The organism is Gilliamella sp. BG1, from assembly GCF_046635625.1.
Classification (GTDB): domain Bacteria; phylum Pseudomonadota; class Gammaproteobacteria; order Enterobacterales; family Orbaceae; genus Gilliamella; species Gilliamella bombi.
In genome coordinates this window covers 1-21,759 of the sequence record NZ_JBIDFG010000003.1, presented here as the reverse complement: position 1 = coordinate 21,759, position 21,759 = coordinate 1, and the positions used below count along the sequence as shown (strand labels likewise).

At 34.7% G+C, this 21,759-nt stretch carries 20 protein-coding genes, 1 other RNA gene and 1 riboswitch; of the genes, 10 read left to right on the top strand and 11 right to left on the bottom strand.

Going from position 1 to position 21,759, the window contains the following annotated elements; all coding sequences use genetic code 11:
• Positions 1–2,085: a carboxy terminal-processing peptidase gene (gene prc, locus ACGH80_RS01705; protein ID WP_174799488.1), complete on the bottom strand. Its 2,085-nt coding sequence runs from the start codon at positions 2,083–2,085 to the stop codon at positions 1–3.
• Between the two features lie 9 nt (positions 2,086–2,094).
• Positions 2,095–2,643: an RNA chaperone ProQ gene (gene proQ, locus ACGH80_RS01700; protein WP_065589543.1), complete on the bottom strand. Its 549-nt coding sequence runs from the start codon at positions 2,641–2,643 to the stop codon at positions 2,095–2,097.
• 479 nt (positions 2,644–3,122) lie between these two features.
• Between proQ and bamE the strand changes: the two genes are divergently transcribed.
• Positions 3,123–3,485 (top strand): outer membrane protein assembly factor BamE, encoded by a 363-nt coding sequence (gene bamE / locus ACGH80_RS01695; protein WP_174799489.1) that lies wholly within the window; start codon positions 3,123–3,125, stop codon positions 3,483–3,485.
• A gap of 162 nt (positions 3,486–3,647) precedes the next feature.
• Positions 3,648–4,030: RNase P RNA component class A (rnpB, locus tag ACGH80_RS01690), an RNA gene on the top strand.
• A 1-nt stretch (position 4,031) separates the two neighbouring features.
• Here rnpB and ACGH80_RS01685 read toward each other — a convergent pair.
• The 6 genes from ACGH80_RS01685 to ACGH80_RS01660 all read right to left on the bottom strand — a co-directional run bounded on the left by ACGH80_RS01685 (position 4,032) and on the right by ACGH80_RS01660 (position 10,344).
• Positions 4,032–4,727: a DedA family protein gene (locus tag ACGH80_RS01685; protein ID WP_174799490.1), complete on the bottom strand. Its 696-nt coding sequence runs from the start codon at positions 4,725–4,727 to the stop codon at positions 4,032–4,034.
• 30 nt (positions 4,728–4,757) lie between these two features.
• Entirely contained in the window at positions 4,758–6,215 is a 1,458-nt protein-coding gene (gene tldD, locus ACGH80_RS01680; protein WP_296300744.1) for a metalloprotease TldD, read from the bottom strand.
• Positions 6,216–6,353: 138 nt separating this feature from the next.
• Positions 6,354–7,829 carry a ribonuclease G gene (gene rng / locus ACGH80_RS01675; RefSeq protein ID WP_034909694.1) on the bottom strand — a complete coding sequence of 492 codons (1,476 nt, stop codon included), beginning with the start codon at positions 7,827–7,829 and terminating at the stop codon, positions 6,354–6,356.
• 10 nt (positions 7,830–7,839) lie between these two features.
• Positions 7,840–8,325: a rod shape-determining protein MreD gene (gene mreD / locus ACGH80_RS01670; RefSeq protein WP_034909696.1), complete on the bottom strand. Its 486-nt coding sequence runs from the start codon at positions 8,323–8,325 to the stop codon at positions 7,840–7,842.
• On the bottom strand, positions 8,312–9,154 hold the full coding sequence (gene mreC / locus ACGH80_RS01665; RefSeq protein WP_411630454.1) for a rod shape-determining protein MreC: 843 nt from the start codon (positions 9,152–9,154) through the stop codon (positions 8,312–8,314). Before mreC ends, mreD begins: the two co-directional genes overlap by 14 nt.
• Positions 9,155–9,297: 143 nt before the next feature.
• Positions 9,298–10,344, bottom strand: a complete 1,047-nt coding sequence (locus ACGH80_RS01660; RefSeq protein ID WP_034909698.1) for a rod shape-determining protein — start codon at positions 10,342–10,344, stop codon at positions 9,298–9,300.
• Positions 10,345–10,712: 368 nt separating this feature from the next.
• Here ACGH80_RS01660 and accB point away from each other — a divergent pair, with 368 nt between their 5' ends.
• From accB to ACGH80_RS01645, 3 genes are all read left to right on the top strand, one after another.
• The gene (accB, locus tag ACGH80_RS01655; RefSeq protein WP_034909700.1) at positions 10,713–11,168 is read left to right on the top strand and encodes an acetyl-CoA carboxylase biotin carboxyl carrier protein; all 456 of its coding nucleotides are present in this window, start codon (positions 10,713–10,715) and stop codon (positions 11,166–11,168) included.
• A gap of 39 nt (positions 11,169–11,207) precedes the next feature.
• Positions 11,208–12,554: an acetyl-CoA carboxylase biotin carboxylase subunit gene (accC, locus tag ACGH80_RS01650; protein ID WP_174799493.1), complete on the top strand. Its 1,347-nt coding sequence runs from the start codon at positions 11,208–11,210 to the stop codon at positions 12,552–12,554.
• A gap of 65 nt (positions 12,555–12,619) precedes the next feature.
• A complete protein-coding gene (locus ACGH80_RS01645; protein WP_085164431.1) occupies positions 12,620–13,258 on the top strand; it encodes a bifunctional 4-hydroxy-2-oxoglutarate aldolase/2-dehydro-3-deoxy-phosphogluconate aldolase in 639 nt (212 codons plus the stop codon).
• Between the two features lie 60 nt (positions 13,259–13,318).
• Here ACGH80_RS01645 and ACGH80_RS01640 read toward each other — a convergent pair whose 3' ends face one another.
• Both ACGH80_RS01640 and ACGH80_RS01635 read right to left on the bottom strand, forming a co-directional pair.
• Complete coding sequence (locus ACGH80_RS01640) at positions 13,319–14,089, bottom strand: ABC transporter permease (protein ID WP_085164429.1); 771 nt, start codon at positions 14,087–14,089, stop codon at positions 13,319–13,321.
• Positions 14,082–15,026 (bottom strand): ABC transporter ATP-binding protein, encoded by a 945-nt coding sequence (locus ACGH80_RS01635; RefSeq protein ID WP_065589535.1) that lies wholly within the window; start codon positions 15,024–15,026, stop codon positions 14,082–14,084. The genes ACGH80_RS01640 and ACGH80_RS01635 overlap by 8 nt, the downstream gene beginning before the upstream one ends.
• 220 nt (positions 15,027–15,246) lie before the next feature.
• On the opposite strand from ACGH80_RS01635, the gene mog reads away from it, so the two are divergent.
• From mog to cysS, 5 genes are all read left to right on the top strand, one after another.
• Entirely contained in the window at positions 15,247–15,825 is a 579-nt protein-coding gene (gene mog / locus ACGH80_RS01630; RefSeq protein WP_065589534.1) for a molybdopterin adenylyltransferase, read from the top strand.
• A 156-nt stretch (positions 15,826–15,981) separates the two neighbouring features.
• A complete protein-coding gene (argR, locus tag ACGH80_RS01625) occupies positions 15,982–16,440 on the top strand; it encodes a transcriptional regulator ArgR (RefSeq protein ID WP_034909711.1) in 459 nt (152 codons plus the stop codon).
• Positions 16,441–16,548: 108 nt separating this feature from the next.
• Positions 16,549–16,722: riboswitch (Lysine riboswitch) on the top strand.
• Positions 16,723–16,796: 74 nt separating this feature from the next.
• On the top strand, positions 16,797–18,161 hold the full coding sequence (gene lysC, locus ACGH80_RS01620; protein WP_085164425.1) for a lysine-sensitive aspartokinase 3: 1,365 nt from the start codon (positions 16,797–16,799) through the stop codon (positions 18,159–18,161).
• Positions 18,162–18,466: 305 nt separating this feature from the next.
• Positions 18,467–18,712, top strand: coding sequence for a GlsB/YeaQ/YmgE family stress response membrane protein (locus ACGH80_RS01615; RefSeq protein ID WP_065560625.1), 246 nt, complete (start codon positions 18,467–18,469; stop codon positions 18,710–18,712).
• A 249-nt stretch (positions 18,713–18,961) separates the two neighbouring features.
• Entirely contained in the window at positions 18,962–20,359 is a 1,398-nt protein-coding gene (cysS, locus tag ACGH80_RS01610; RefSeq protein ID WP_411630453.1) for a cysteine--tRNA ligase, read from the top strand.
• 101 nt (positions 20,360–20,460) lie between these two features.
• Here the strand turns inward: cysS and trmJ are convergent, their stop codons facing one another.
• The gene (trmJ, locus tag ACGH80_RS01605) at positions 20,461–21,150 is read right to left on the bottom strand and encodes a tRNA (cytosine(32)/uridine(32)-2'-O)-methyltransferase TrmJ (RefSeq protein WP_411591840.1); all 690 of its coding nucleotides are present in this window, start codon (positions 21,148–21,150) and stop codon (positions 20,461–20,463) included.
• Between the last annotated feature and the right edge of the window lie 609 nt (positions 21,151–21,759).

The window sequence follows — 21,759 nt, the reverse complement described above, 5'->3', positions numbered from 1 at the left end:
TTATTTATTAGCTTTCTCGATTGGTAAATCAAACGTAATAACCTCTTTAATAGAGTTATTGCCTTTGATTTTGGGATACTTAGGTGCAAAATCAAGAAGTATCTCGATAGATTCATCTAAGTAAGGATCAGGTTTTTTATAATTTTTTGGTAAATCATCTAATTTAGTAATTGATGGTAAACCTACCTTATTTAAACGTGCATTAGTTCTTTTTAAATCACGTTCCTCATTATTTTTTTGTTCTACTTCTCGTTTTTTCTTATTAAGTGAAACAATATATTGACGATCTTTTTTATCATTAAATCGTTTGATATCTTCATCAATATACATAAATTCAGGATTATGTGAAATTCTGGCTAAATGTTGTGATTCTAAATCAGGCAACAATGGCTTAATATTGGCAAGAGTCAAATAATCAGCTGATGGTATTTTATCCCACGGTAGTGCGTTATCTAAAAAACGTTCTCCCGTTTCATCAACATACTTAACTTTATTCATTTCAATATCTGGCTCAACGCCTTTTAATTGTGTGCTACCGCCATTGATACGATAAAACTTCTGAATAGTATATTGAGCCCCTCCAAGTTCAGGCCAACTTGGATGTAGTCTTGCATCAACTGGATAAGAGATGTTACGAGAAGTTTGGACGGTTCCCTTACCATAAGTGGTTTCACCAACTATTAATGCTCGCCCATAATCTTGCATAGCCGCAGAAAATATTTCTGATGCTGATGCACTATAACGATTAATCATAACAACAAGTGGCCCGGTGTATTCAATACCTTTATTCTTATCATTGTAAGTGATGACTTTTTGTAAATTATCACGTACTTGAACAACTGGTCCAGTATCAATGAATAAGCCAGTTAAATTGATAACTTCGGTTAACGAACCACCGCCATTATCACGTAAATCAATAACTAAACCTTGCAAATTTTCTTTATTTGCTTTTGATAAGAGTCCTTCAACTTTTTCCGTTAATCCCATATAGAAACTTGGTATTTCAATAACGCCAACTTTACCACGTGGATTATCGATAATATTTAATTTCGCTTCTCTATCTTCAAAATGAATCTTATCACGAGTGAGCTCAATTACTTTTGCCTTACTATTATTACCAGCAGGTAAAATTTCCAATCTTACAACAGTACCTTTAGGTCCACGAATTTTATCGACAATATCATCCAAGCGCCACCCAATAACATCTTCAATCGCTGAATTACTTTGACCTACTCCAATAATCCTATCCCCGATGGTAAGTAACTTACTCTTTTCAGCAGGTCCGCCTGTTACAAAAGACATAATCACCGTATAGTCATCTTGCTGGCTCAATGTTGCACCAATACCTTCAAATGATAAACTCATTTCGGAATCAAAATCTCGTTTTTTACGTGGTGCCAAATAACTAGTGTGAGGATCAATTTCTCTGGCAAATGCATTCATAAATACTTGAAAGGCATCTTCATTATTTGATTGCATTATCGTTTTTAAAACGCGATTGTAACGTTTACTTAAAACTTTACGGATCTCTTTTTCATTTTTTCCCGATAAGGATAAACTCAATTCATCATATTTAACACGCTTATCCCAATAAACATTAAGTTCGTTTTCTGAAGTCGGCCAAGCAATTTCTTCACGATTAAAATCAATTTCATCATTGGCAGAAAAATCCATAGGCCGTTGTAAAACTTCAAGAGCATATTGATAACGGTCATAACGTTTTTTCAAAAAAAGATTGTAAATATCATAAGCCGTCTTTAAATTACCATCGATTAATTCTTGACCTAAAGACTCTTGTCTATTTCGAAAACCATCAACATCACTTTGAATAAAAATGGATTTACTACCATCCAATAATTTGAAATAGCGATCAAAAATCTGAGCTGAAAAAGCACCATCCAAGGAAAAATTACGATAATGTGATTGAGTAAAAAAATTCGTTACACGCTTAGCAACAACTTGGTGGATATCATCTTGCTTTAGAACTGGTATTTGTTCATTAGCTTGCGGTTTTGCCTGAACATTTTGGCTAAAAATACCCAAAATAAGGCTAAGTGTAATAATACCATTGAGTAATTTATTCATTCAAACTCTCTACTTATTGATAATATGTTCAGGTTTGACCGTTAACTCCATACCTGCACCAACCTTTACCTTAATATGCTCTTTTTCAATATTAATGACTTGTACTTTTATAGGTTTATTACCTACTATAACTTTAACAAAATCACCAATTTTTAAAGCTTTAGCTTTTTTAGGAAGCATCCGAGTAGCTTTACGTTTTTCTTTTTCACGTTCTTTAAAACGCTCTTTAGCTTTTTCTTTGCTCTCTTTCAACTGTTGTAGCGCATGATCTATCTGTTCTTGGCTAATAACCTCAGTAGGATTACCATCTAAATCAACACGATTGGCTCCTTCTTTTATACTATATAAGTAACGCCAACTCATTGTGTATGAGCGCAGTGCGGCACGGAGTTTAGTTTTACTAAGTTCGTCATTACCATCTAAACGAGAAATAATATCTTGAAAAATTCCAATCTTTAATGGCTTTGCCTCACCTTCAAGGGTAAAACAATTTGGGAATTGTTGAGCTAAATAAGCAATAATCTCTTTACTATTTGTTAATTGAAACTGTTTTTCCATTGGTTATTCCATAGCAACTAAATTTTACTAGCGTTAAAGTATATCGCAGCTTATATAATAACACTAACTATCTTTTTCGGTTTATTAATAAATTGTTATAAAATCTTTAATATCTGTATGTATTTGGCATAAAAGCCAAACAGCTTATTCATTAGTTGATAGCTAATTAAATGCTACCACTCAAAATCGATTAAAATAAATACTAAAACAAATTAAACTATCAAATTTTCTCTTGTATTGGGTAGAAAAGAATAACATAGATACTTATGGTTATAAACTAAGATAAATTAAAAAATGGAAATAAAATTTAGTGAATGGTATAGAAAAGAAAATCTGATTACATTAAAAAAGTACAGCACTAACGAATTAAATTTTTTAATTATACCTTCAGTTGCCCTATCTTGAACGTTATAAAACATATGCTATTATCAATTCACATTTCATATCAACTACAAATTAACACAATAGGCAACTATATCATGAAAAATATTAAAAAATTTCTGCTCATCCTTTGTTCTATACTTGCTTTATCAGCATGTACACAAAAAAATCTTGTTGAGCAAGGCACACCGCTTAATAACGCAAAAGTAAGCAAAATTGTTGAAGGGTCATCAACTGAAGCTCAGATTTTGTCCCTATTTGGTGAGCCAACAACAAAAACCGCTATCAATAGCAACGAAACACAGTGGACATATCAATACACTAAAAAGAGCTCAACAAGTCATATGTTAATTGGCGAAACGCAATACAATATTATTGAAGGAAAGCTTGATATTATTATGTCTAAAGGGGTAGTAACATGGTTCAATTATGATGAAAACCAACGACAGAAAAAATGGTAATAAATTATCTTGTTTTATAGCACATCAACAAGATGTGCTAAGAATTTGTTATTTCAATCCTATGGAATTACATTACTTTACTCATGTTTAAATTTCAGTCATCTATTTCCTAAAGAAAAGACATCTCTGGACAATATTGCGCTTTAGGTTATACTCATTAACGAAATTAACCAGACAATCGCTGCTTTGTTGTTTTTATAAAGAAATAAACAAAGGGGAGGAAAGTCCGGGCTCCATAGGGCAGAGTGCCAGGTAACGCCTGGGGGATTTTTGCGAGAGTGAAAATTCACGACAAGTGCAACAGAGAGAAAACCGCCGATGGCTTATTTTATAAGATCAGGTAAGGGTGAAAGGGTGTGGTAAGAGCACACCGCGCAACTGGTAACAGTTGTGGCACGGTAAACTCCACTCGGAGCAAGGTCAAATAGGGATTCATTGGCGTGGCCCGCGTTGAATCCGGGTAGACTGCTTGAGCTAATGCGTGAGTATTAGCCTAGAGGAATGATTGTCCACGACAGAACCCGGCTTATCGGTTAATTTCACTTTCTACTTCTTGTTATCGTTTAATCCAATTTTAGATTGCTTTTTATTGCTTAAAGAGCGCTTAACAGCGAGAAAAATTGAAAAAATTAACCCTAACACCAACAACAAAACAGGTATTAGCATTAATAAAGACATGATCTGCTTTTCATACTCTTTGAAAACTGGTGATAATCCAAATAGGTAACCTAATGTTACAATCAAGAAAATCCATAATGTAGCACTGATTATATTATAAATATGGAATTTTCGACTGTGTAGTCCTGATAATCCAGCCATCATCGGTAATAATGTACGTACAAAAGCAATAAATCTCCCAATAAATAGCGCTTGTAATCCGTACTTATGGAATAATACTTCAGATTTATGATGATATTTTTCAGGTATATGTGCCATCCAACCTTGGACAAGCTTAGTATTACCAAGCCAAAGTCCTTGAGCATAACCTAACCAAGTACCTAAAGCAGCGCCAGCAATTAAAACAAAATTAATTAAACCAAAATGGAATACATTTTGGCTAATTAACACACCAGTTAAGAATAATAGACTGTCTCCAGGTAAAAAAGCCGCTGGTAAAACGCCATTTTCTAAAAGAATAATGACAAACAACATCCCATATAGTGTCCATAGCACATTAGGGTTTGAAAGCGTTGCAATGTCCAAATTAACAAACGCATGATAAAGTGTAATTATTGTTTCCATCTATTTTTAAATCCCATTGATGTATTATTATTAGTGGTTAATGGTACCACCAACGGTTAAATTATCCACTTTTAAAGTGGGTTGCCCAACCCCAACAGGTACGCTCTGCCCTGCTTTACCACAAACACCTACACCAGAATCTAATGCTAAATCATTACCTACCATAGATATTTGCTGCATAGTTTCTATACCTGAACCGATTAATGTGGCACCTTTAACTGGAGTTGTTATTTTTCCCTTTTCAATTAAGTAAGCTTCTGAAGTTGAAAACACAAACTTACCAGAGGTGATATCTACTTGTCCACCAGCAAAATTAGGTGCATAAAGACCATAATCGACGCTACTAATGATATCGTCAAAAGAAGAATTTCCTGCCAACATATAGGTATTGGTCATTCTTGGCATAGGTAAGTATGCATATCCTTCACGACGACCATTACCAGTTGAACATGTATTCATCAATTTTGCGTTAATCTTATCAAACATATAGCCTTTTAAAATACCATTTTCAATAAGCACTGTTTTTTGACTTGGAGTACCTTCGTCATCAATAGATAGTGAGCCACGGCGATTTTCAATCGTGCCATCATCAACAATAGTACAAACTTCTGAAGTAACTTGTTCACCAATTTTTCCAGAAAAAACTGAACTGTTTTTACGATTAAAATCGCCTTCTAAGCCATGACCTACAGCCTCATGTAACAAAACGCCAGGCCAACCAGCACCTAAAACAACAGGCATTGTTCCTGCTGGTGCGGCTTTAGCAGAAAGAGAAACAAGTGCTTGACGCACGGCTTCTCGGGCATAGCTGTCAGCATAACTTTCTGATGTTTTTGGGTTGATTGTTAAAAAATATTCATACCCAAATCGACCACCGCCACCACTACTTCCTCGCTCACGTCTACCCTCTTTTTCAACCAAAACTGAAACGGATAAACGCACCAAAGGACGAATGTCAGCTTTTAATGTACCATCAGTTGCTGCTATTAAAATATCTTCATAACTTCCAGTCAAACTGGCTGAAACTTCAATAACTCTAGGATCGATTGAGCGTGCTAAGTGGTCAATTTGTTGCAACAATTCAATTTTCTGTTCTTTAGAAAAAGAATTGATCGGGTTGATTGACGAGTATATAGATACTGTTTGAGCAGATTTAAATGGCGTCACTTTGATAGGTGTTTGTATTTTAGTGATTGAATTTGCTGCGAATATACTTTGTTCTAACCGCGCTAATGAAAGCTGATCAGTATAAGCAAACCCTGTTTTTTCGCCAACAACGGCTCTAACACCAACTCCTTGGTCACGATGAAATGAGGCATTTTTTATAATACCATCTTCAAGTAACCAGTTTTCATAATAACCAGATAGAAAATACAAATCACCAAAATCAATTTCCCTTGAGCTCAACATATCAAGCAAATGCGAAAGATCTTGTTGGTTTAGATTATTTGGGTTGAGTAGTCGTTCACTCACTTGAGTTACTATCATAAATTCCTTAAATTCTAATTGTGAATGGAAGTACTTTGATAATCGATTATAACTAGTTGATCATAACGATTATTTAACTTTCATCATTTTTATACTGAAACGTATAGTTACCTGAAACTTTTTTACAAGATATTGCTTCTACATTAATACAACATCATATTGTTCTTGAATATAAAGTGGTTCAACTTTTACTTCAACACGTTTACCCACAAACACCTCAACTTCAGCTAAAGCATGGGACTCATCATTAGTTAAAGCATTAGCCACAGCAGCCGAGGCATAAACCAAAAAGTATTCTGAATGATGCGCTTTATAAACACGAACTATATCACGTAATATTTCGTTGCAAACTGTTTCTACCGATTTGACCATACCACGACCTTTACATGCTGGACATTCTTCACACAGAATATGCCCTATACTTTCACGTGTTCGCTTGCGAGTCATTTCGACTAATCCTAAACTCGAAAATAAATTAACAGTTGTTCTAGCTCTATCTTTAGATAAAGAATCATGCAGCGATTGTAACACCCGTTCACGATGCAAATCTTCTTGCATATCAATAAAATCAATAATAATAATGCCCCCCAAATTACGCAAACGTAATTGACGGGCAATTGCTATTGTTGCCTCAATATTAGTATTAAAAATCGTTTCTTCTAAATTTCGATGACCTACAAATGCACCAGTATTGATATCAATAGTAGTCATGGCTTCGGTTTGATCAATAATTAAATACCCACCAGACTTTAATTTCACTTTACGATCTAATGCTCTTTGAATCTCATTTTCGGTATCATAAAGATCGAAAATAGGAATATTACCACGATAAAGAGATAGTTTATTGGTTACTTCAGGCATAAATTCTTTTGTAAATTCAACCAATAAATCATAAGTTAATTTTGAATCTACTAAAATTCGTTCAATTGGATCACCAACAAAATCGCGCAATACTCGTTGGGATAATGCCAATTCCCCATAAACTAGATTCTTACTTACTGGGCGAGCCATGCGTTCTTGAATTTTAGTCCAAAGTCGTTTTAAAAAATTGGCATCTTGTTCTAACTCATGCGCACTAGCCCCTTCTGCGGCTGTTCTAACAATAAAGCCAGCTTCTGTTGTCACATATTGCTCAACAATATTTTTTAACCTTTCACGTTCTTGTTCACTTTCTATGCGTTGTGATGTGGCTACATGCGCAGAATTTGATCCAGGCATTAATACCAAATAACGTGATGGCAAAGTAATATCGGTTGTAAGCCTAGCTCCTTTAGTTCCCAATGGATCTTTAACCACTTGTACCATTAAGTCCTGTCCTTGGCGAACAAGTTCAGAGATATCTTTTACTTGAAATTGTTCTTGCTCTGTATCTGATACGCACTCAGTATGAGGCATAATATCTGATGCATGCAAAAAGGCAGCTTTATCAAGACCAATATCTACAAAAGCGGCTTGCATGCCAGGCAAAATACGAATGATCTTACCTTTATAAATATTTCCAACAATACCGCGTCTAGACTCACGATCAACATGGATTTCTTGCAATACACCATCTTCGATATAAGCAACTCGAGTTTCAGATGGCGTTACATTCATTAATAATTCAACAGACATAGATTTCCTTTTAATTGATAGCAAAGCTTCGTCTTATTAGTCGTAAAAATAAATAGATACCAATCCATAATAGACTATCTATACAGCTTGATATAAAAATCAATGGCGATATTGTTATAGTATGATAAATACAGACTTGAAATAAAAATACCAGTAAATTATAACATATAGATATCCCAAAGATGATAAACGACTGTTGCCATAACGCTAAATTACGTATCAATTGGAATTTAAAAACAAATAAATAAGCAATAAATGAATAAATAAAAGCATGGATTCCTAAAATAGAACCAGTACATAGATCCATTATAGTTCCAAAAACAAATGCAGTACCAATCCCAACTCGATGAGGAAGCGCTATCAACCAATAAGCAAAAATTAAGATCAGTATATGTGGTTTAAATATACTATATGATGGAGACCACGGAATGATTTGTAAACATAAGCCTATTAATAGCGTTATCCAAATAATTATTATTCGATTACGACCCCTCATGTTTTACTCCTTGATTTCCCCACAATAACAATAAATAACGTAAACGCTTCAAATCCGCTGTTGGTGTTGCTGAAATAATTGGGGTTGAATCTGTAATATCAAGTTTTACTGAACTAACTACGGCTACCGGATATCCTTCAGGAAAACGGCCATCAAGCCCTGAAGTAACTAAAATATCACCGACTTTTATATCAACGTTATTAGGCATAAATTCTAATGTTAAATCATTACTACACCCGTTCCCCACAGCAACCATACCAATATCGTTTCTTAATACTTGTACTGGTATCGCATGTTGATAATCGCACAATAAAATTGCACGACTAGTAGATTGGGCTGTTTCATAAATTTGCCCTACAATCCCTTTTTCATCAACAACAGGTTGCCCAACATAAACACCATCTTGTTTACCTTTATTTACAACAAATTGATAGATATAAGGATCAGTGTCTATAAGCAATACTTGTGCAGCCATCTTTTGTTCATCATGCCTTAAAGGTGAACCTAACAATTCGCGAAGTCTATCATTTTCATGTTTTAAATGCTCAAGTAACAATAGATCGTTTTTTTGTTGTAATAAATCTGCATGCAAATTTGCATTTTCATTTATTAATGTTTCTCGTGTTTTGGACATCTCGTAGAGAGAATCAAACGACGACTTTGGTGCATTTGAAACATAATATAGAGGAGAAATAAGGGTATCTAAATAATAACGAATTTCTTTAAATGGACGATAATTGATATCTAATACAATTAGAACCAAGGCTAACGCCAGAGAAGTAAATAATTGTACACTAAGAGGGGAGCGTTTAGAAAAAAGTAATTTCATTGCCGGCACTTACCTGTTTAAAGCTCAAGATCTAATTATTTCAAAATATGACTCCGCCGACACGATTGTCGGCGGGGAAAATGTGAGATTCATGCTTAGTTATTGTTTTATCAACATAAAAATAATTAACAATAACTTATTAATTACTCTTCACTAAATAGATCACCACCATGCATATCAACCATATCTAGCGCCTTGCCGCCACCTCTGGCAACGCACGTTAATGGATCTTCAGCTACTACTACATGAATACCTGTTTCAGCTGATAATAACTTATCAATATTGCGTAATAAAGCACCACCACCGGTTAAAACCATACCATGTTCTGAAATATCAGAAGCAAGCTCAGGAGGGCACTGCTCTAATGCAACTTTTACCGCACTAACAATACCGCTTAATGGCTCTTGTAATGCTTCTAAAATTTCATTAGAGTTTAAAGTAAAGCTACGCGGCACACCTTCAGCAAGATTGCGCCCACGCACTTCAATTTCAAGAACTTCATCGCCAGGATAAGCACTGCCAATAAAATGTTTGATTTTTTCGGCAGTTGCCTCGCCAATTAAAGCGCCATAATTGCGACGAACGTAGTTAATAATCGCTTCATCAAATCGGTCACCACCAATACGAGCAGATGCAGAATAAACAACACCATTTAGCGAAATGACAGCCACTTCGGTAGTTCCACCACCAATATCAACAACCATTGAACCAGTAGGCGCAGATACAGGTAAATCAGCACCAATAGCAGCTGCCATTGGTTCTTCAATTAAATACACTTCACGAGCCCCTGCGCCTAAGGCTGACTCTCGGATAGCTCTGCGTTCAACTTGCGTAGCACCTACAGGAACACAAACAAGTACGCGAGGACTTGGTCTTAAAAAACTATGGCTATGAACTTGACGGATAAAGTGCTGTAACATTTTTTCAGTAACAGAAAAATCAGCAATAACGCCATCTTTCATCGGTCTAATGGCTGCTATATTACCTGGTGTTCGCCCTAACATTAGTTTCGCAGCATGCCCAACAGCAGCAACACTTTTTGGAGTACCTGTGCGGTGATCTTGGCGAATCGCTACAACAGAAGGTTCGTTTAATACTATACCTTGCCCTTTTACATAAATAAGTGTATTCGCTGTACCTAAATCGATTGATAAATCATTTGAAAACAAGCCACGAACTTTTTTGAACATAATAAAAACTCTTCCTAGAATTAATCTTGTTTAAGTATATTTCAGTATTAAAAACCACCATGGAATCAAAAAATAAATATTTCAAATTTATCAAGGCTAAATGGAGTATTATTTAATCCTTTCAAACCATAGCAAATCTCAATAGTAATTAACGGTCGATATTGTATCGCAATTATAAAATAATACCTAGAAAATAGTATAACAAGTGATTGTAAAGGAGATATATAATGACAAAATCTGTTTTACAGTGTATTCTTCAGCGTTAATGTTGAGTTACAACTTTATTACCGACTAAAAAACAGCTTTAGTCGATAATAAGGATGCATTTAAATAATTGTTACTTATATCAAATAAACACGGTGTAATTCATGGATATACGCAAAATTAAAAAGTTAATTGAATTAGTTGAAGAGTCAGGTATTTCAGAGCTTGAAATTTCTGAAGGTGAGGAATCAGTTCGAATTAGTCGAGCAGCTCCTACTACAAACTATTCTGCGCCAGTACAAAATATTCAAATTCCTCAACCAGCTCCTGTTGTAGTTGCTCCAACCGTTCAAACAGAAGTTGTAACTGATAATGTGGTAACTGATGGTACAACAATTAAATCCCCAATGGTTGGAACTTTTTATCGTACACCTAGCCCAGAATCAAAAGCTTTTGTTGAAATTGGCCAAACAGTAAATGTTGGCGATGTGCTTTGCATCGTTGAAGCGATGAAAATGATGAACCAAATTGAGTCAGAAAAAGCTGGTACAATAAAAGCCATATTGGTTGAAAATGGTCAACCAGTTGAATTTGATCAGCCACTATTCATTATTGAATAATCTGAATTTATTATTGACAATACGATTAAGAGATTGAATATGCTTGATAAAATTCTTATTGCGAATCGTGGAGAAATAGCTCTACGTATCTTACGAGCATGTAAAGAACTTGGAATAAAAACTGTCGCCGTTCATTCTACGGCAGATAAAGATTTAAAACATGTATTACTTGCAGACGAAACCGTCTGTATTGGCTCAGCAGCTTCGGTAAAAAGTTACCTTAACGTTCCTGCATTAATTTCAGCTGCGGAAGTAACTGGAGCAGCTGCTATTCATCCAGGTTATGGTTTCTTATCTGAAAATGCAGATTTTGCTGAACAAGTTGAGCGATCTGGATTTATTTTTGTTGGTCCTAAACCGGATACTATTCGCCTTATGGGTGATAAAGTATCAGCAATTCACGCCATGAAAAAAGCAGGTGTTCCTTGTGTACCTGGTTCAGATGGCCCTCTAAGTAGTGATATTGAAATTAATAAACAAATTGCCAAGCAAATTGGCTATCCTGTTATTATTAAAGCTTCTGGTGGCGGTGGCGGACGAGGCATGCGTATTGTTCGTGAAGAAAATGATCTTGAACAATCTATCAAAATGACCAAGTTAGAGGCCAAAACTGCTTTCAATAATGATATGGTTTACATGGAAAAATTCCTTGAAAATCCACGTCATATTGAAATTCAGGTACTTTCTGATGGTCAAGGAAATGCTGTGTATTTGGGTGAACGAGACTGCTCAATGCAAAGACGACATCAGAAAGTTGTTGAAGAGGCACCAGCTATTGGTATTACGCCAAAAATGCGCAAATTCATCGGTGAACGTTGCGTTAATGCATGTATCGAGATTGGCTACCGAGGAGCTGGCACATTCGAATTTTTATTTGAAAATGGCGAGTTTTATTTCATTGAAATGAATACCCGTATTCAAGTAGAACATCCTGTTACTGAAATGATAACCGGTGTTGATCTAATTAGGGAACAAATTTTAATTGCAGCCGGCAAACCACTTTCAATTAAACAAAGTGATATTGAAATTAAAGGTCATGCGATTGAATGTAGAATTAATGCTGAAGATCCCAAATCGTTTATGCCATCACCAGGGAAAATCACTCGCTTCCATGCACCAGGTGGCTTTGGCATTCGTTGGGAATCACATATTTATGCTGGTTATAGTGTCCCACCTTACTATGACTCAATGATTGGTAAATTAATTGCTTATGGTGAAACACGTGAGGTTGCTATAGCACGTATGAAAAATGCGTTAGCCGAACTGGTTATTGATGGGATCAAAACCAATATTGATCTTCATATTGATATTATGAACGATAAGGGCTTCCAAAAAGGTGGCACAAATATCCATTATTTAGAAAAGAAATTAGGTATTTATGAATAACAAAATAATCCCTATTTATTAGGGATTATTGCTTTATAGTATCAATAAGGTATGGGTAGAAACAAATGAAAAAATGGAAACGAAGTGCTGAAGAAATTTTAACTATGGGACCAGTGGTTCCGGTTATCGTTATTGAACGAATTGAGGATGCTGTACCACTAGCTAAAGCTCTTATTGCTGGTGGAGTGAAGGTACTAGAAGTAACGTTAAGAACAGCTTGTGCGATTGAAGCAATTAAGAAAATCAGCAAAGAAGTTCCTGAAGCAATTGTAGGAGCAGGAACAGTAACTAGTGTTGAACAACTAAAACAAGTTACTGAAGCTGGTGTAGAGTTTGTTATTACACCAGGAATTACCGATGCTATTTTAGAAGCTGCAGTTGCAGGCCCTATTCCTGTTATTCCTGGTATTGCAACTATTTCTGAATTATTAAAAGCCCAAGAATATGGTTTAACGGCATTAAAATTCTTCCCAGCTGAAATCAATGGCGGAGTTGCTGCATTAAAGGCATTTTCTGGTCCTTGCGGATACATGAAGTTTTGCCCTACAGGCGGTGTGAATCCTAAAAACTACCGTGATTATTTGGCACTTAATAATGTACTATGTGTTGGTGGAACTTGGTTTATTCCAACGGATGCCATAGCAAAAGGTGATTTTACTAAAATCACTGAGATGGCTAAGGAAGCTGTTGCTGGTGCACAGTAGCTAATTATTATTCCGCCGATACAATACGGCGGAATAATAATTACTATTTCCTAGCTTTAATTAACTTCTCAATCCTAGTCCACTATCAATCAGTCGCCATGCAATTACATAAAGTACAGTTACAAATAAAATAAGCATTGAAAATGTGATCCATAATGGCACATCTGACACTCCCAAAAATCCATAACGAAAACCATTAATCATATAAACAATGGGATTAATTTTCGATACCCATTGCCAAAATGTTGGTAGCATTGTAATTGAATAAAAAACACCGCCTAGATAAGTTAATGGTGTTAACACAAATGTTGGAATAATGCTTATATCATCAAACGTCTTGGCAAATACTGCATTGAGTAGACCAGCTAATGAAAATAAAATTGAGGTCAATAGCAATGTAAAAATAACAAACAACCAAGAATGTACATCGAAGCGAACAAAGAATAGCGATACAACAGTAACCAAAATACCCGTTAAAATACCGCGCATCACACCACCACCGACATATCCTAGAATAAGAATATTTGTTGGTACTGGTGCCACCAATATTTCTTCAATGTTACGTTGAAATTTAGCACTAAAAAAGGATGAACAAACATTGGTATAGGAATTAGTAATTACTGACATCATTATTAAGCCTGGAACAATAAATTCCATATAGCTAAAACCGCCCATGTCGCCAACACGAGAGCCAATTAAATTACCAAAGATAATAAAATAAAGAGACATGGTAATAACAGGTGGAATTAAGGTTTGAATCCAAATTCTTAAAAATCGGGTCACTTCTTTACGCCAAATACTTTTTAAGGCAATCCAATATAAATTATTCATTAATGCCACCTTTTTGTTTAGTATCACTATGCAACAGCTCAACAAATAACTCTTCTAATCGATTCGCTTTATTTCGTACGCTGATAACTTTAATATTTTGTTTATTTAATTGTTCAAATAATTGATTTAATCCATTTTGTTTATCTACTTTCACTTCCAACATCCCAGGCTCAACATCGAAATAATTATAGCCATTTAACTCAATCGGCTTAGGCGTTGCCACATAATCAATAACAATTGTTTCAGATTGGCTTTTCGCCAATAGCTCACGCATTGATGAGTTTGCTATCAATTTGCCGCTCTGAATAATACCAATATTTCTACAGAGCATTTCTGCCTCTTCTAAATAATGTGTAGTTAAAATAATTGTGATACCTTGACGATTGATTTCACGTAAAAAATCCCACATAGAACGGCGTAATTCAATATCAACGCCTGCAGTCGGCTCATCAAGAATTAATAATTTAGGTTCATGCACGAGAGCTCTGGCTATCATTAATCGCCTTTTCATTCCACCTGATAGCATGTTAGCTCGACTATGACGTTTATCCCACAAATCTAAAACTCGCAAATATTTTTCGGCTCGCTCTAATGCGATTTTTCGGGGCAATCCATAATAACCACCTTGATTAGTGACTATTTGTAACACTTCTTCAAATTGGTTAAAATTGAATTCTTGCGGTACAATCCCTAATTGTCTTTTAGCATTTACAATATCGGTATCTAAGTCGTAACCAAAGATTTTTACTTGCCCGCAAGTTTTAGTCACTAATGAACTAATAATACCTATTGTTGTTGATTTACCAGCGCCATTTGGTCCCAGCAAAGCATAAAAATCGCCTGCTTGTACAGTTAAATCGATACCTTTTAATGCTTCTACACCGTTTTTATAGATTTTCTTGAGTGAGATTAACTCAAGTGCAGGAATTGATAGCATGAATATATCCTAAGTGAATCAATTATTATTTTAATAATATGATATCATGTTTAATGAATCGACAATATAATCAATCATTGTAAAGAGCTTTTTAGTTTTATTTATATCAATATAAATAAATTATAATTTCTAAAATAAAACACATATTATTAATTAAATACTAATAACGTATCTTTAATTATCATTCTGCGTCTAAGTTATTGCTTAAGGAATAAGTATCATGTTTAAGATTGGATTAGTTTCAGTGTCAGATAGAGCATCAAGTGGCATTTATCAAGATGAAGGCATACCATCATTAATATCATGGTTGCAAACAGCACTGAAAACACCATTTACAACCGAAAACCATATTATTCCAGATGAACAAGTTGTTATTGAACAAACATTATGTGAACTTGTTGATAGTCAACATTGCCATTTAATTTTAACTACTGGTGGCACAGGCCCTGCGACTAGAGACGTAACGCCTGATGCAACATTAGCAATCGCTGATCGTGTAATGCCAGGTTATGGCGAACAGATGCGTCAGATCAGTTTACATTTTGTACCAACTGCTATTTTATCTAGGCAAGTTGGTGTTATTCGCAAAAAATGTCTAATCATCAACCTACCTGGTAGACCAAAATCAATTAAAGAAACACTTGAGGGTGTTAAAGATGATCAAGGTAATGTTATTGTGAGTGGCATATTTGCTAGTATCCCTTATTGTATACAACTACTAGAAGGACCTTATATTGAAACCTATGACCAAATAGTGAAATCTTATAGACCGAAGGATGCTATTAAATCAACACTTTAATTTTATGCATATTTAACGCATAATTATGTATATAATAATTGCTACTGATACATTAAAATTGGTCGTAGTTATTTTGATTTAATTAGACTTTATTATGAGTCTTATAACGACATTTATTAGTAGTAAAGAGTAACAAATTAGAAGCCAAGGAACATTATGAAACAAGCTAATCTCACAAAAACATTTAAAGAGATGCTTCGTCAAGAGAAGTTTAGTTCACAAGTAGAAATCGTACAAGCGTTACAAGAACAAGGATTTGATAACATTAATCAATCAAAAGTTTCACGTATGCTAACCAAATTTGGTGCGGTAAGAACCAGAAATGCAAAATCCGAAATGGTCTATTGTTTACCTGCAGAAATAAGCGTACCAACAACTAGTAGCCCATTAAAAAACTTAGTGATTGATATTGATTTCAATAGCTCAATGGTGGTGATACGTACTAGCCCAGGCGCAGCTCAACTCATTGCTCGATTACTAGACTCAATTGGTAAATCGGAAGGTATTTTAGGTTCAATTGCTGGTGATGATACAATCTTTAGTACACCAACTAAAGATTGTACAGTAAAAAAATTATATCAAACTATTATTGAATTGTTTGAACGAGAGCTATAGATCTTTCCATTTTGCCATATTACAACTAAATAATTTTTAACTTTTAACCTATTGACACAATTAATAAAATCGTTAATCCTATATAGTGCTGATTTCGTAACAGAAGTTGCAAAACGAAGAGGCGCATTACTCAGGTAAGTCATTTTAGGGACTGGAACCACTAATAAATGATCGAGGGGGCGTAATGCCGAGGTTTGATTACCCATCCAGAAGTAATTAAATCGACTGCAAGGGCTGAATCCCTTGGGTTGTCACCTTAACAGGTGGAGCGCTTCATGGTTTGTACTTTTTAATTGTAAATAGAACATGCCCGCTCTAACTCTGTTAAAAATAAAAATTTTTAATATGAGGAATCCATGGAAACATCATTTATAATAGCTAAATTTGGTGGTACTAGTGTTGCCGATTATCCAGCAATGGTAAATAGTGCCAATATTGTAATAGCTAACCCTAACGTAAAGGTTGTTGTATTATCAGCCTCCGCTGGTGTAACAAATTTGTTAGTTGCATTAGCAGAAGGACGTGACGCTGAAGTAAGATCTCAACATATTGCGAAAATTCAATCGATTCAATACAACATTCTAGAACAATTACCTGAAAATCCAAAACTACGTGCTGAAATAGACCAAATCATTGCCAATATAGCCTCATTGTCAGAAGCGGCAAGCTTAGCAACATCACCCGCGTTAACCGATGAACTTGTTAGCCACGGTGAAATTATGTCTTCAAAACTGTTTGTCGAAATACTAAAAGAAAAACAGAAAAAAGCCATGTGGTTTGACGTACGAAAAGTTATGCGCACCAATAATAACTTTGGTAAAGCAACACCTAAAATTGAAGATATTAAACAGCTTTGTTGTGCCCATTTAAAGTCACTAGACAATAGTTGTGTCATTGTAACACAAGGGTTTATTGGCAGTGAAAGTTCTGGAAAAACCACTACTTTAGGACGAGGTGGAAGTGACTATACAGCAGCTTTACTAGGTGAAGCATTGGGTGCAACTCAAATTGATATTTGGACTGATGTTGCTGGAATTTATACTAACGACCCTCGCATTACTCCAGCAGCTAAACGCATTGATGAAATATCTTTTGCGGAGGCGACCGAAATGGCAACGTTTGGAGCAAAAGTACTACACCCAGCAACGCTAGTCCCAGCTGTACGTAGCAATATACCAGTCTTTGTTGGTTCAAGTAAAGCGCCACAAGATGGAGGAACTATTGTTTATAGCACTAATAGCATCACATCTAAATTACCTGTTTTCAGAGCATTGGCGTTACGTCGTAAACAAACCTTACTAACACTAACCAGTTTAAATATGCTACATGCACAAGGCTTTCTTGCAAATGTGTTTACGATATTAGCTAAGCATAACATTTCGGTTGATTTAGTAACTACATCAGAAGTAAGTATTGCACTAACCATCGACACTACAGGTACCAATACCAACGGAAACAGTTTATTAACAAAAGAATTATTTGATGAATTATCAACCGTTTGTCATGTCGATATTGAGGAAGATTTAGCTCTCATTGCTATTATTGGTAATAACCTAACCTCAACCAGAGGCATTGCAAAAGAAGTGTTTGGTGTATTAGATGAATTTATTATTAGGCTTTGCTGTTATGGGGCAAGTACTCACAATCTTTGTTTATTAGCAAAAAGCAATGATGCCGAGTCAATTATTAAAATTCTACATAAAACAATTTTCGAACAATAATATATAAAGGGAGATTAAACCTCCCTTTTAATTACGTTTAGTTATCTTCCTATATTCATCAAGTATATGTCCAGAGTTGGAAACATGGTCAAATACTTTAATTTTAATTAAAAAAATCATAAGATAACAAATTACCAACAGCATTTACCTACCAAATCCTTATTCATTGATTATTAAAAAATTTACCGTCATTTATTATTTTTAATCAATTGATTAAAACTATTACATTGAGCATCAACATCTGTTAGATTTTTTTATTTATTTGAGTAAACTAAAATTAATTTCAATAAAAGAAGGAAATTATCATGGGTATTATAAGTTGGGTTATTCTAGGATTAATTGCCGGCTGGATTGCAAAGTTTTTTATGCCACTAGGACGTGTAGGGGTTTTTAAAACTATTTTATTAGGCATAGCAGGAGCCTTAGTGGGTGGGTATATTAGCACCTTCTTTGGTTGGGGTAGTGTAACTGGATTTAATTTCCCTAGTTTGTTAATTTCAGTACTTGGATCGATTATACTCATTTATATCTATCGCCATTTAAAACAATAAGTTATTTTAATTTAAATTGGCGGGTAAACCGCCAATTTAAATAAGATTAAGGTTTGTATTTATAGTACATCATATTTCTTATCATCAACCTTAAAAACATCTATACAAACTCAACAAATTTAATTCAGTTATATTGTTATACGCATTTTCTCAATTTTGCTTACAAAGTTCTTAATAAGTAATTTCGTCATATCCAGAATTTTGTTATATTATCTAACAAAATCCATCAATTTTACCCTGTAGATTATAATGTTAAAAATATTCAATACATTAACACGAGAAAAAGAAATATTTCAACCAATTACCCCTAATAAAGTTGGACTCTATGTTTGTGGAGTGACAATTTACGATCTTTGTCATATTGGTCACGGACGTACTTTCGTTGCTTTCGATGTTGTCGCACGTTATTTACGTTTTTTAGGTTACGATTTAACTTATGTTCGTAATATTACTGATGTTGATGACAAAATCATTAGACGTGCGTTCGAAAATGGTGAAACCTGTGATCAACTTACAGATAGAATGCTACAAGAAATGTATGCCGATTTTGATGCACTAAATATTCGTCGGCCTGATATAGAGCCTCGTGCAACTCATCATATGCCACAAATTATCAAATTAGTTGAAGAGCTTCTCGAAAAAAAACATGCATATATTGCCAATAATGGTGATGTCATGTTTTCGGTAGACAGCGATCCGAATTACGGTATTTTATCTCGCCAAAATTTAGAACAATTACAAGCTGGTGCTCGAGTTGAAGTTGTTGATGTTAAACAAAACCCAATGGATTTTGTATTATGGAAAATGTCAAAACCTAACGAACCAAGTTGGGATTCACCATGGGGTAAAGGTCGCCCTGGTTGGCACATTGAATGTTCAGCAATGAACAGCTATCAATTAGGCAATCACTTTGATATTCACGGTGGCGGTTCAGATTTAATGTTTCCGCATCATGAAAACGAAATTGCCCAATCAACGTGCGCCCATGATGGACAATATGTCAATTATTGGATGCACTCAGGTATGGTGATGGTCGACCAAGAAAAAATGTCAAAATCACTCAATAATTTTTTCACTATTCGCGATGTATTAAAGCATTATGATGCTGAAACAGTACGTTATTTTTTACTATCTGGTCATTATCGTAGTCAGTTAAATTATAGTGAAGATAATTTAAAACAAGCAAGAATGGCACTTGAGCGACTATATACAGCCTTGCGAGATACTGATGCGAATCATCCACATACGACACCTGATAGTAATTATTATTGCCAGTTTTGTAACGCTATGGATGATGACTTTAATACACCAGAAGCTTATTCAACGCTTTTTGACTTGGCTCGTGAAATAAACAAAGCCAAAGCCGATAATAATATGCAACTCGCTAATGAATTAGCAGCTGAGTTACGTTATTTATCAGCAGTACTTGGATTATTAGAGCAAGATCCTGTTAAATTTTTACAAGGTGATAAGCAAGATGATGTTGATGTGGCATTAGTTGAGGCATTAATAAAACAACGTAACGAAGCAAGAGCAAGCAAAAATTGGTCTCAGGCCGATGAAGCTCGTGACAAACTAAATGCAATGAATATTGTTCTTGAAGATAGTGCAAACGGCACAACATGGCGCAAAAAAGCTAAAAGCTAACATACTTAGAATTGATATTTTGATTAATAGATAAGATACTACATTAAACAGTATCAACCTTAAAATAGCACCCACAAATCTGTGGGTGTTTCTATTTGACATCAATGTAAAATTTTATTAATCGAAGTTAAAATGCCACGCAAAATATTTAGTTCCTGTTGTTCAATACGTGCACGTGTAAATAATCGACGCAAACGCCCCATAATTTGTCCTGGATGATTGGCATTAATAAAGCCTGTCTGTAATAAAGTTTGTTCTAAATGCTGGTAAAAGCGCTCTATATCAGCATCTATAGGAAACTCAGTTTCAGCCATATTCTCATTTTCCCACCCTGATTGCTTATCTTCAAGATTGAGCATTGACATGCGAATTTCATAACACAAAACCTGTACCGACATAGCAAGATTTAAAGAACTATAACTAGGGTTAGCTGGAATTCCAACATGATAATGGCACTTTTGCAATTCTTCATTAGTTAAACCAACACGCTCACGCCCAAATACCAAAGCGACTTGAGTATGGAGATTTGAGGCTTCTTGAATAATCTTATCGCCACACTTTTTGGGAGTTAAATATGGCCACTGTAAACTACGAGAACGCGCACTAGTACCAATCACTAAAGTACAATCGGCAATGGCTTGTTCAAGTGAAGAAAAGATTTGTGCATTTTTTATAATATCACTGGCACCTGCAGCTAACGAAATCGATTGAGAATCAGGCTTGATGATCGGATTAACTAAACAAAGGTTAGTTAATCCCATGGTTTTCATTGCTCTCGCAGCAGAGCCCATATTGCCTGTATGAGATGTTTCAACCAAAACAATCTTCACATTATCTAAATAACTCACATTGTCCTCATTAGAATATTATCTAAACCAAAAATAAAAAAACTTAAAAATTCAGTATGTACTAAAATAACATTAAGACGCATAATATTGATTATTATTGATACAATAAAAAATATTAATAAAATTACTTTGTTTTTATTACAAAATAATTAACAACAAAACAAATTATTTACTCAAATATCATTAATGGTGTAAATTAATATAAAATCTGAATTTTAGATAGAAACCACAAAAATAAGATTAATAACAAAATTATATTGATTAACCCAACATAATTTGACACTAAAGAATCATAAAACAACAGTATTCACCATCCTTTCAAAAAATTAATTATGATCTGAATATCACCAATAAACAAGTGATATTACTCTGGTTATGCGTCATGACTTAGAAGAAAAATGCGTTAAACTAAATAAATGGAAAGCACAATTAATAAACTAATTAGGGGCTGTTGATCTTTGCTGTACATAAATTGCTCAACAATACATTGGCAGCCACATTAACATAAATGCCAGTGATACCATACTGGCATAATTCCTTTCTAACTTATCG

What these genes read in the sequence shown, in the direction of transcription:
- prc (WP_174799488.1), bottom strand. Translation starts at nt 2,085, where the DNA reads ATGAATAAATTACTCAATGGTATTATTACACTTAGCCTTATTTTGGGT.
- proQ (WP_065589543.1), bottom strand. Translation starts at nt 2,643, where the DNA reads ATGGAAAAACAGTTTCAATTAACAAATAGTAAAGAGATTATTGCTTAT.
- bamE (WP_174799489.1), top strand. Translation starts at nt 3,123, where the DNA reads ATGAAAAATATTAAAAAATTTCTGCTCATCCTTTGTTCTATACTTGCT.
- ACGH80_RS01685 (WP_174799490.1), bottom strand. Translation starts at nt 4,727, where the DNA reads ATGGAAACAATAATTACACTTTATCATGCGTTTGTTAATTTGGACATT.
- tldD (WP_296300744.1), bottom strand. Translation starts at nt 6,215, where the DNA reads ATGATAGTAACTCAAGTGAGTGAACGACTACTCAACCCAAATAATCTA.
- rng (WP_034909694.1), bottom strand. Translation starts at nt 7,829, where the DNA reads ATGTCTGTTGAATTATTAATGAATGTAACGCCATCTGAAACTCGAGTT.
- mreD (WP_034909696.1), bottom strand. Translation starts at nt 8,325, where the DNA reads ATGAGGGGTCGTAATCGAATAATAATTATTTGGATAACGCTATTAATA.
- mreC (WP_411630454.1), bottom strand. Translation starts at nt 9,154, where the DNA reads ATGAAATTACTTTTTTCTAAACGCTCCCCTCTTAGTGTACAATTATTT.
- ACGH80_RS01660 (WP_034909698.1), bottom strand. Translation starts at nt 10,344, where the DNA reads ATGTTCAAAAAAGTTCGTGGCTTGTTTTCAAATGATTTATCAATCGAT.
- accB (WP_034909700.1), top strand. Translation starts at nt 10,713, where the DNA reads ATGGATATACGCAAAATTAAAAAGTTAATTGAATTAGTTGAAGAGTCA.
- accC (WP_174799493.1), top strand. Translation starts at nt 11,208, where the DNA reads ATGCTTGATAAAATTCTTATTGCGAATCGTGGAGAAATAGCTCTACGT.
- ACGH80_RS01645 (WP_085164431.1), top strand. Translation starts at nt 12,620, where the DNA reads ATGAAAAAATGGAAACGAAGTGCTGAAGAAATTTTAACTATGGGACCA.
- ACGH80_RS01640 (WP_085164429.1), bottom strand. Translation starts at nt 14,089, where the DNA reads ATGAATAATTTATATTGGATTGCCTTAAAAAGTATTTGGCGTAAAGAA.
- ACGH80_RS01635 (WP_065589535.1), bottom strand. Translation starts at nt 15,026, where the DNA reads ATGCTATCAATTCCTGCACTTGAGTTAATCTCACTCAAGAAAATCTAT.
- mog (WP_065589534.1), top strand. Translation starts at nt 15,247, where the DNA reads ATGTTTAAGATTGGATTAGTTTCAGTGTCAGATAGAGCATCAAGTGGC.
- argR (WP_034909711.1), top strand. Translation starts at nt 15,982, where the DNA reads ATGAAACAAGCTAATCTCACAAAAACATTTAAAGAGATGCTTCGTCAA.
- lysC (WP_085164425.1), top strand. Translation starts at nt 16,797, where the DNA reads ATGGAAACATCATTTATAATAGCTAAATTTGGTGGTACTAGTGTTGCC.
- ACGH80_RS01615 (WP_065560625.1), top strand. Translation starts at nt 18,467, where the DNA reads ATGGGTATTATAAGTTGGGTTATTCTAGGATTAATTGCCGGCTGGATT.
- cysS (WP_411630453.1), top strand. Translation starts at nt 18,962, where the DNA reads ATGTTAAAAATATTCAATACATTAACACGAGAAAAAGAAATATTTCAA.
- trmJ (WP_411591840.1), bottom strand. Translation starts at nt 21,150, where the DNA reads ATGGGCTCTGCTGCGAGAGCAATGAAAACCATGGGATTAACTAACCTT.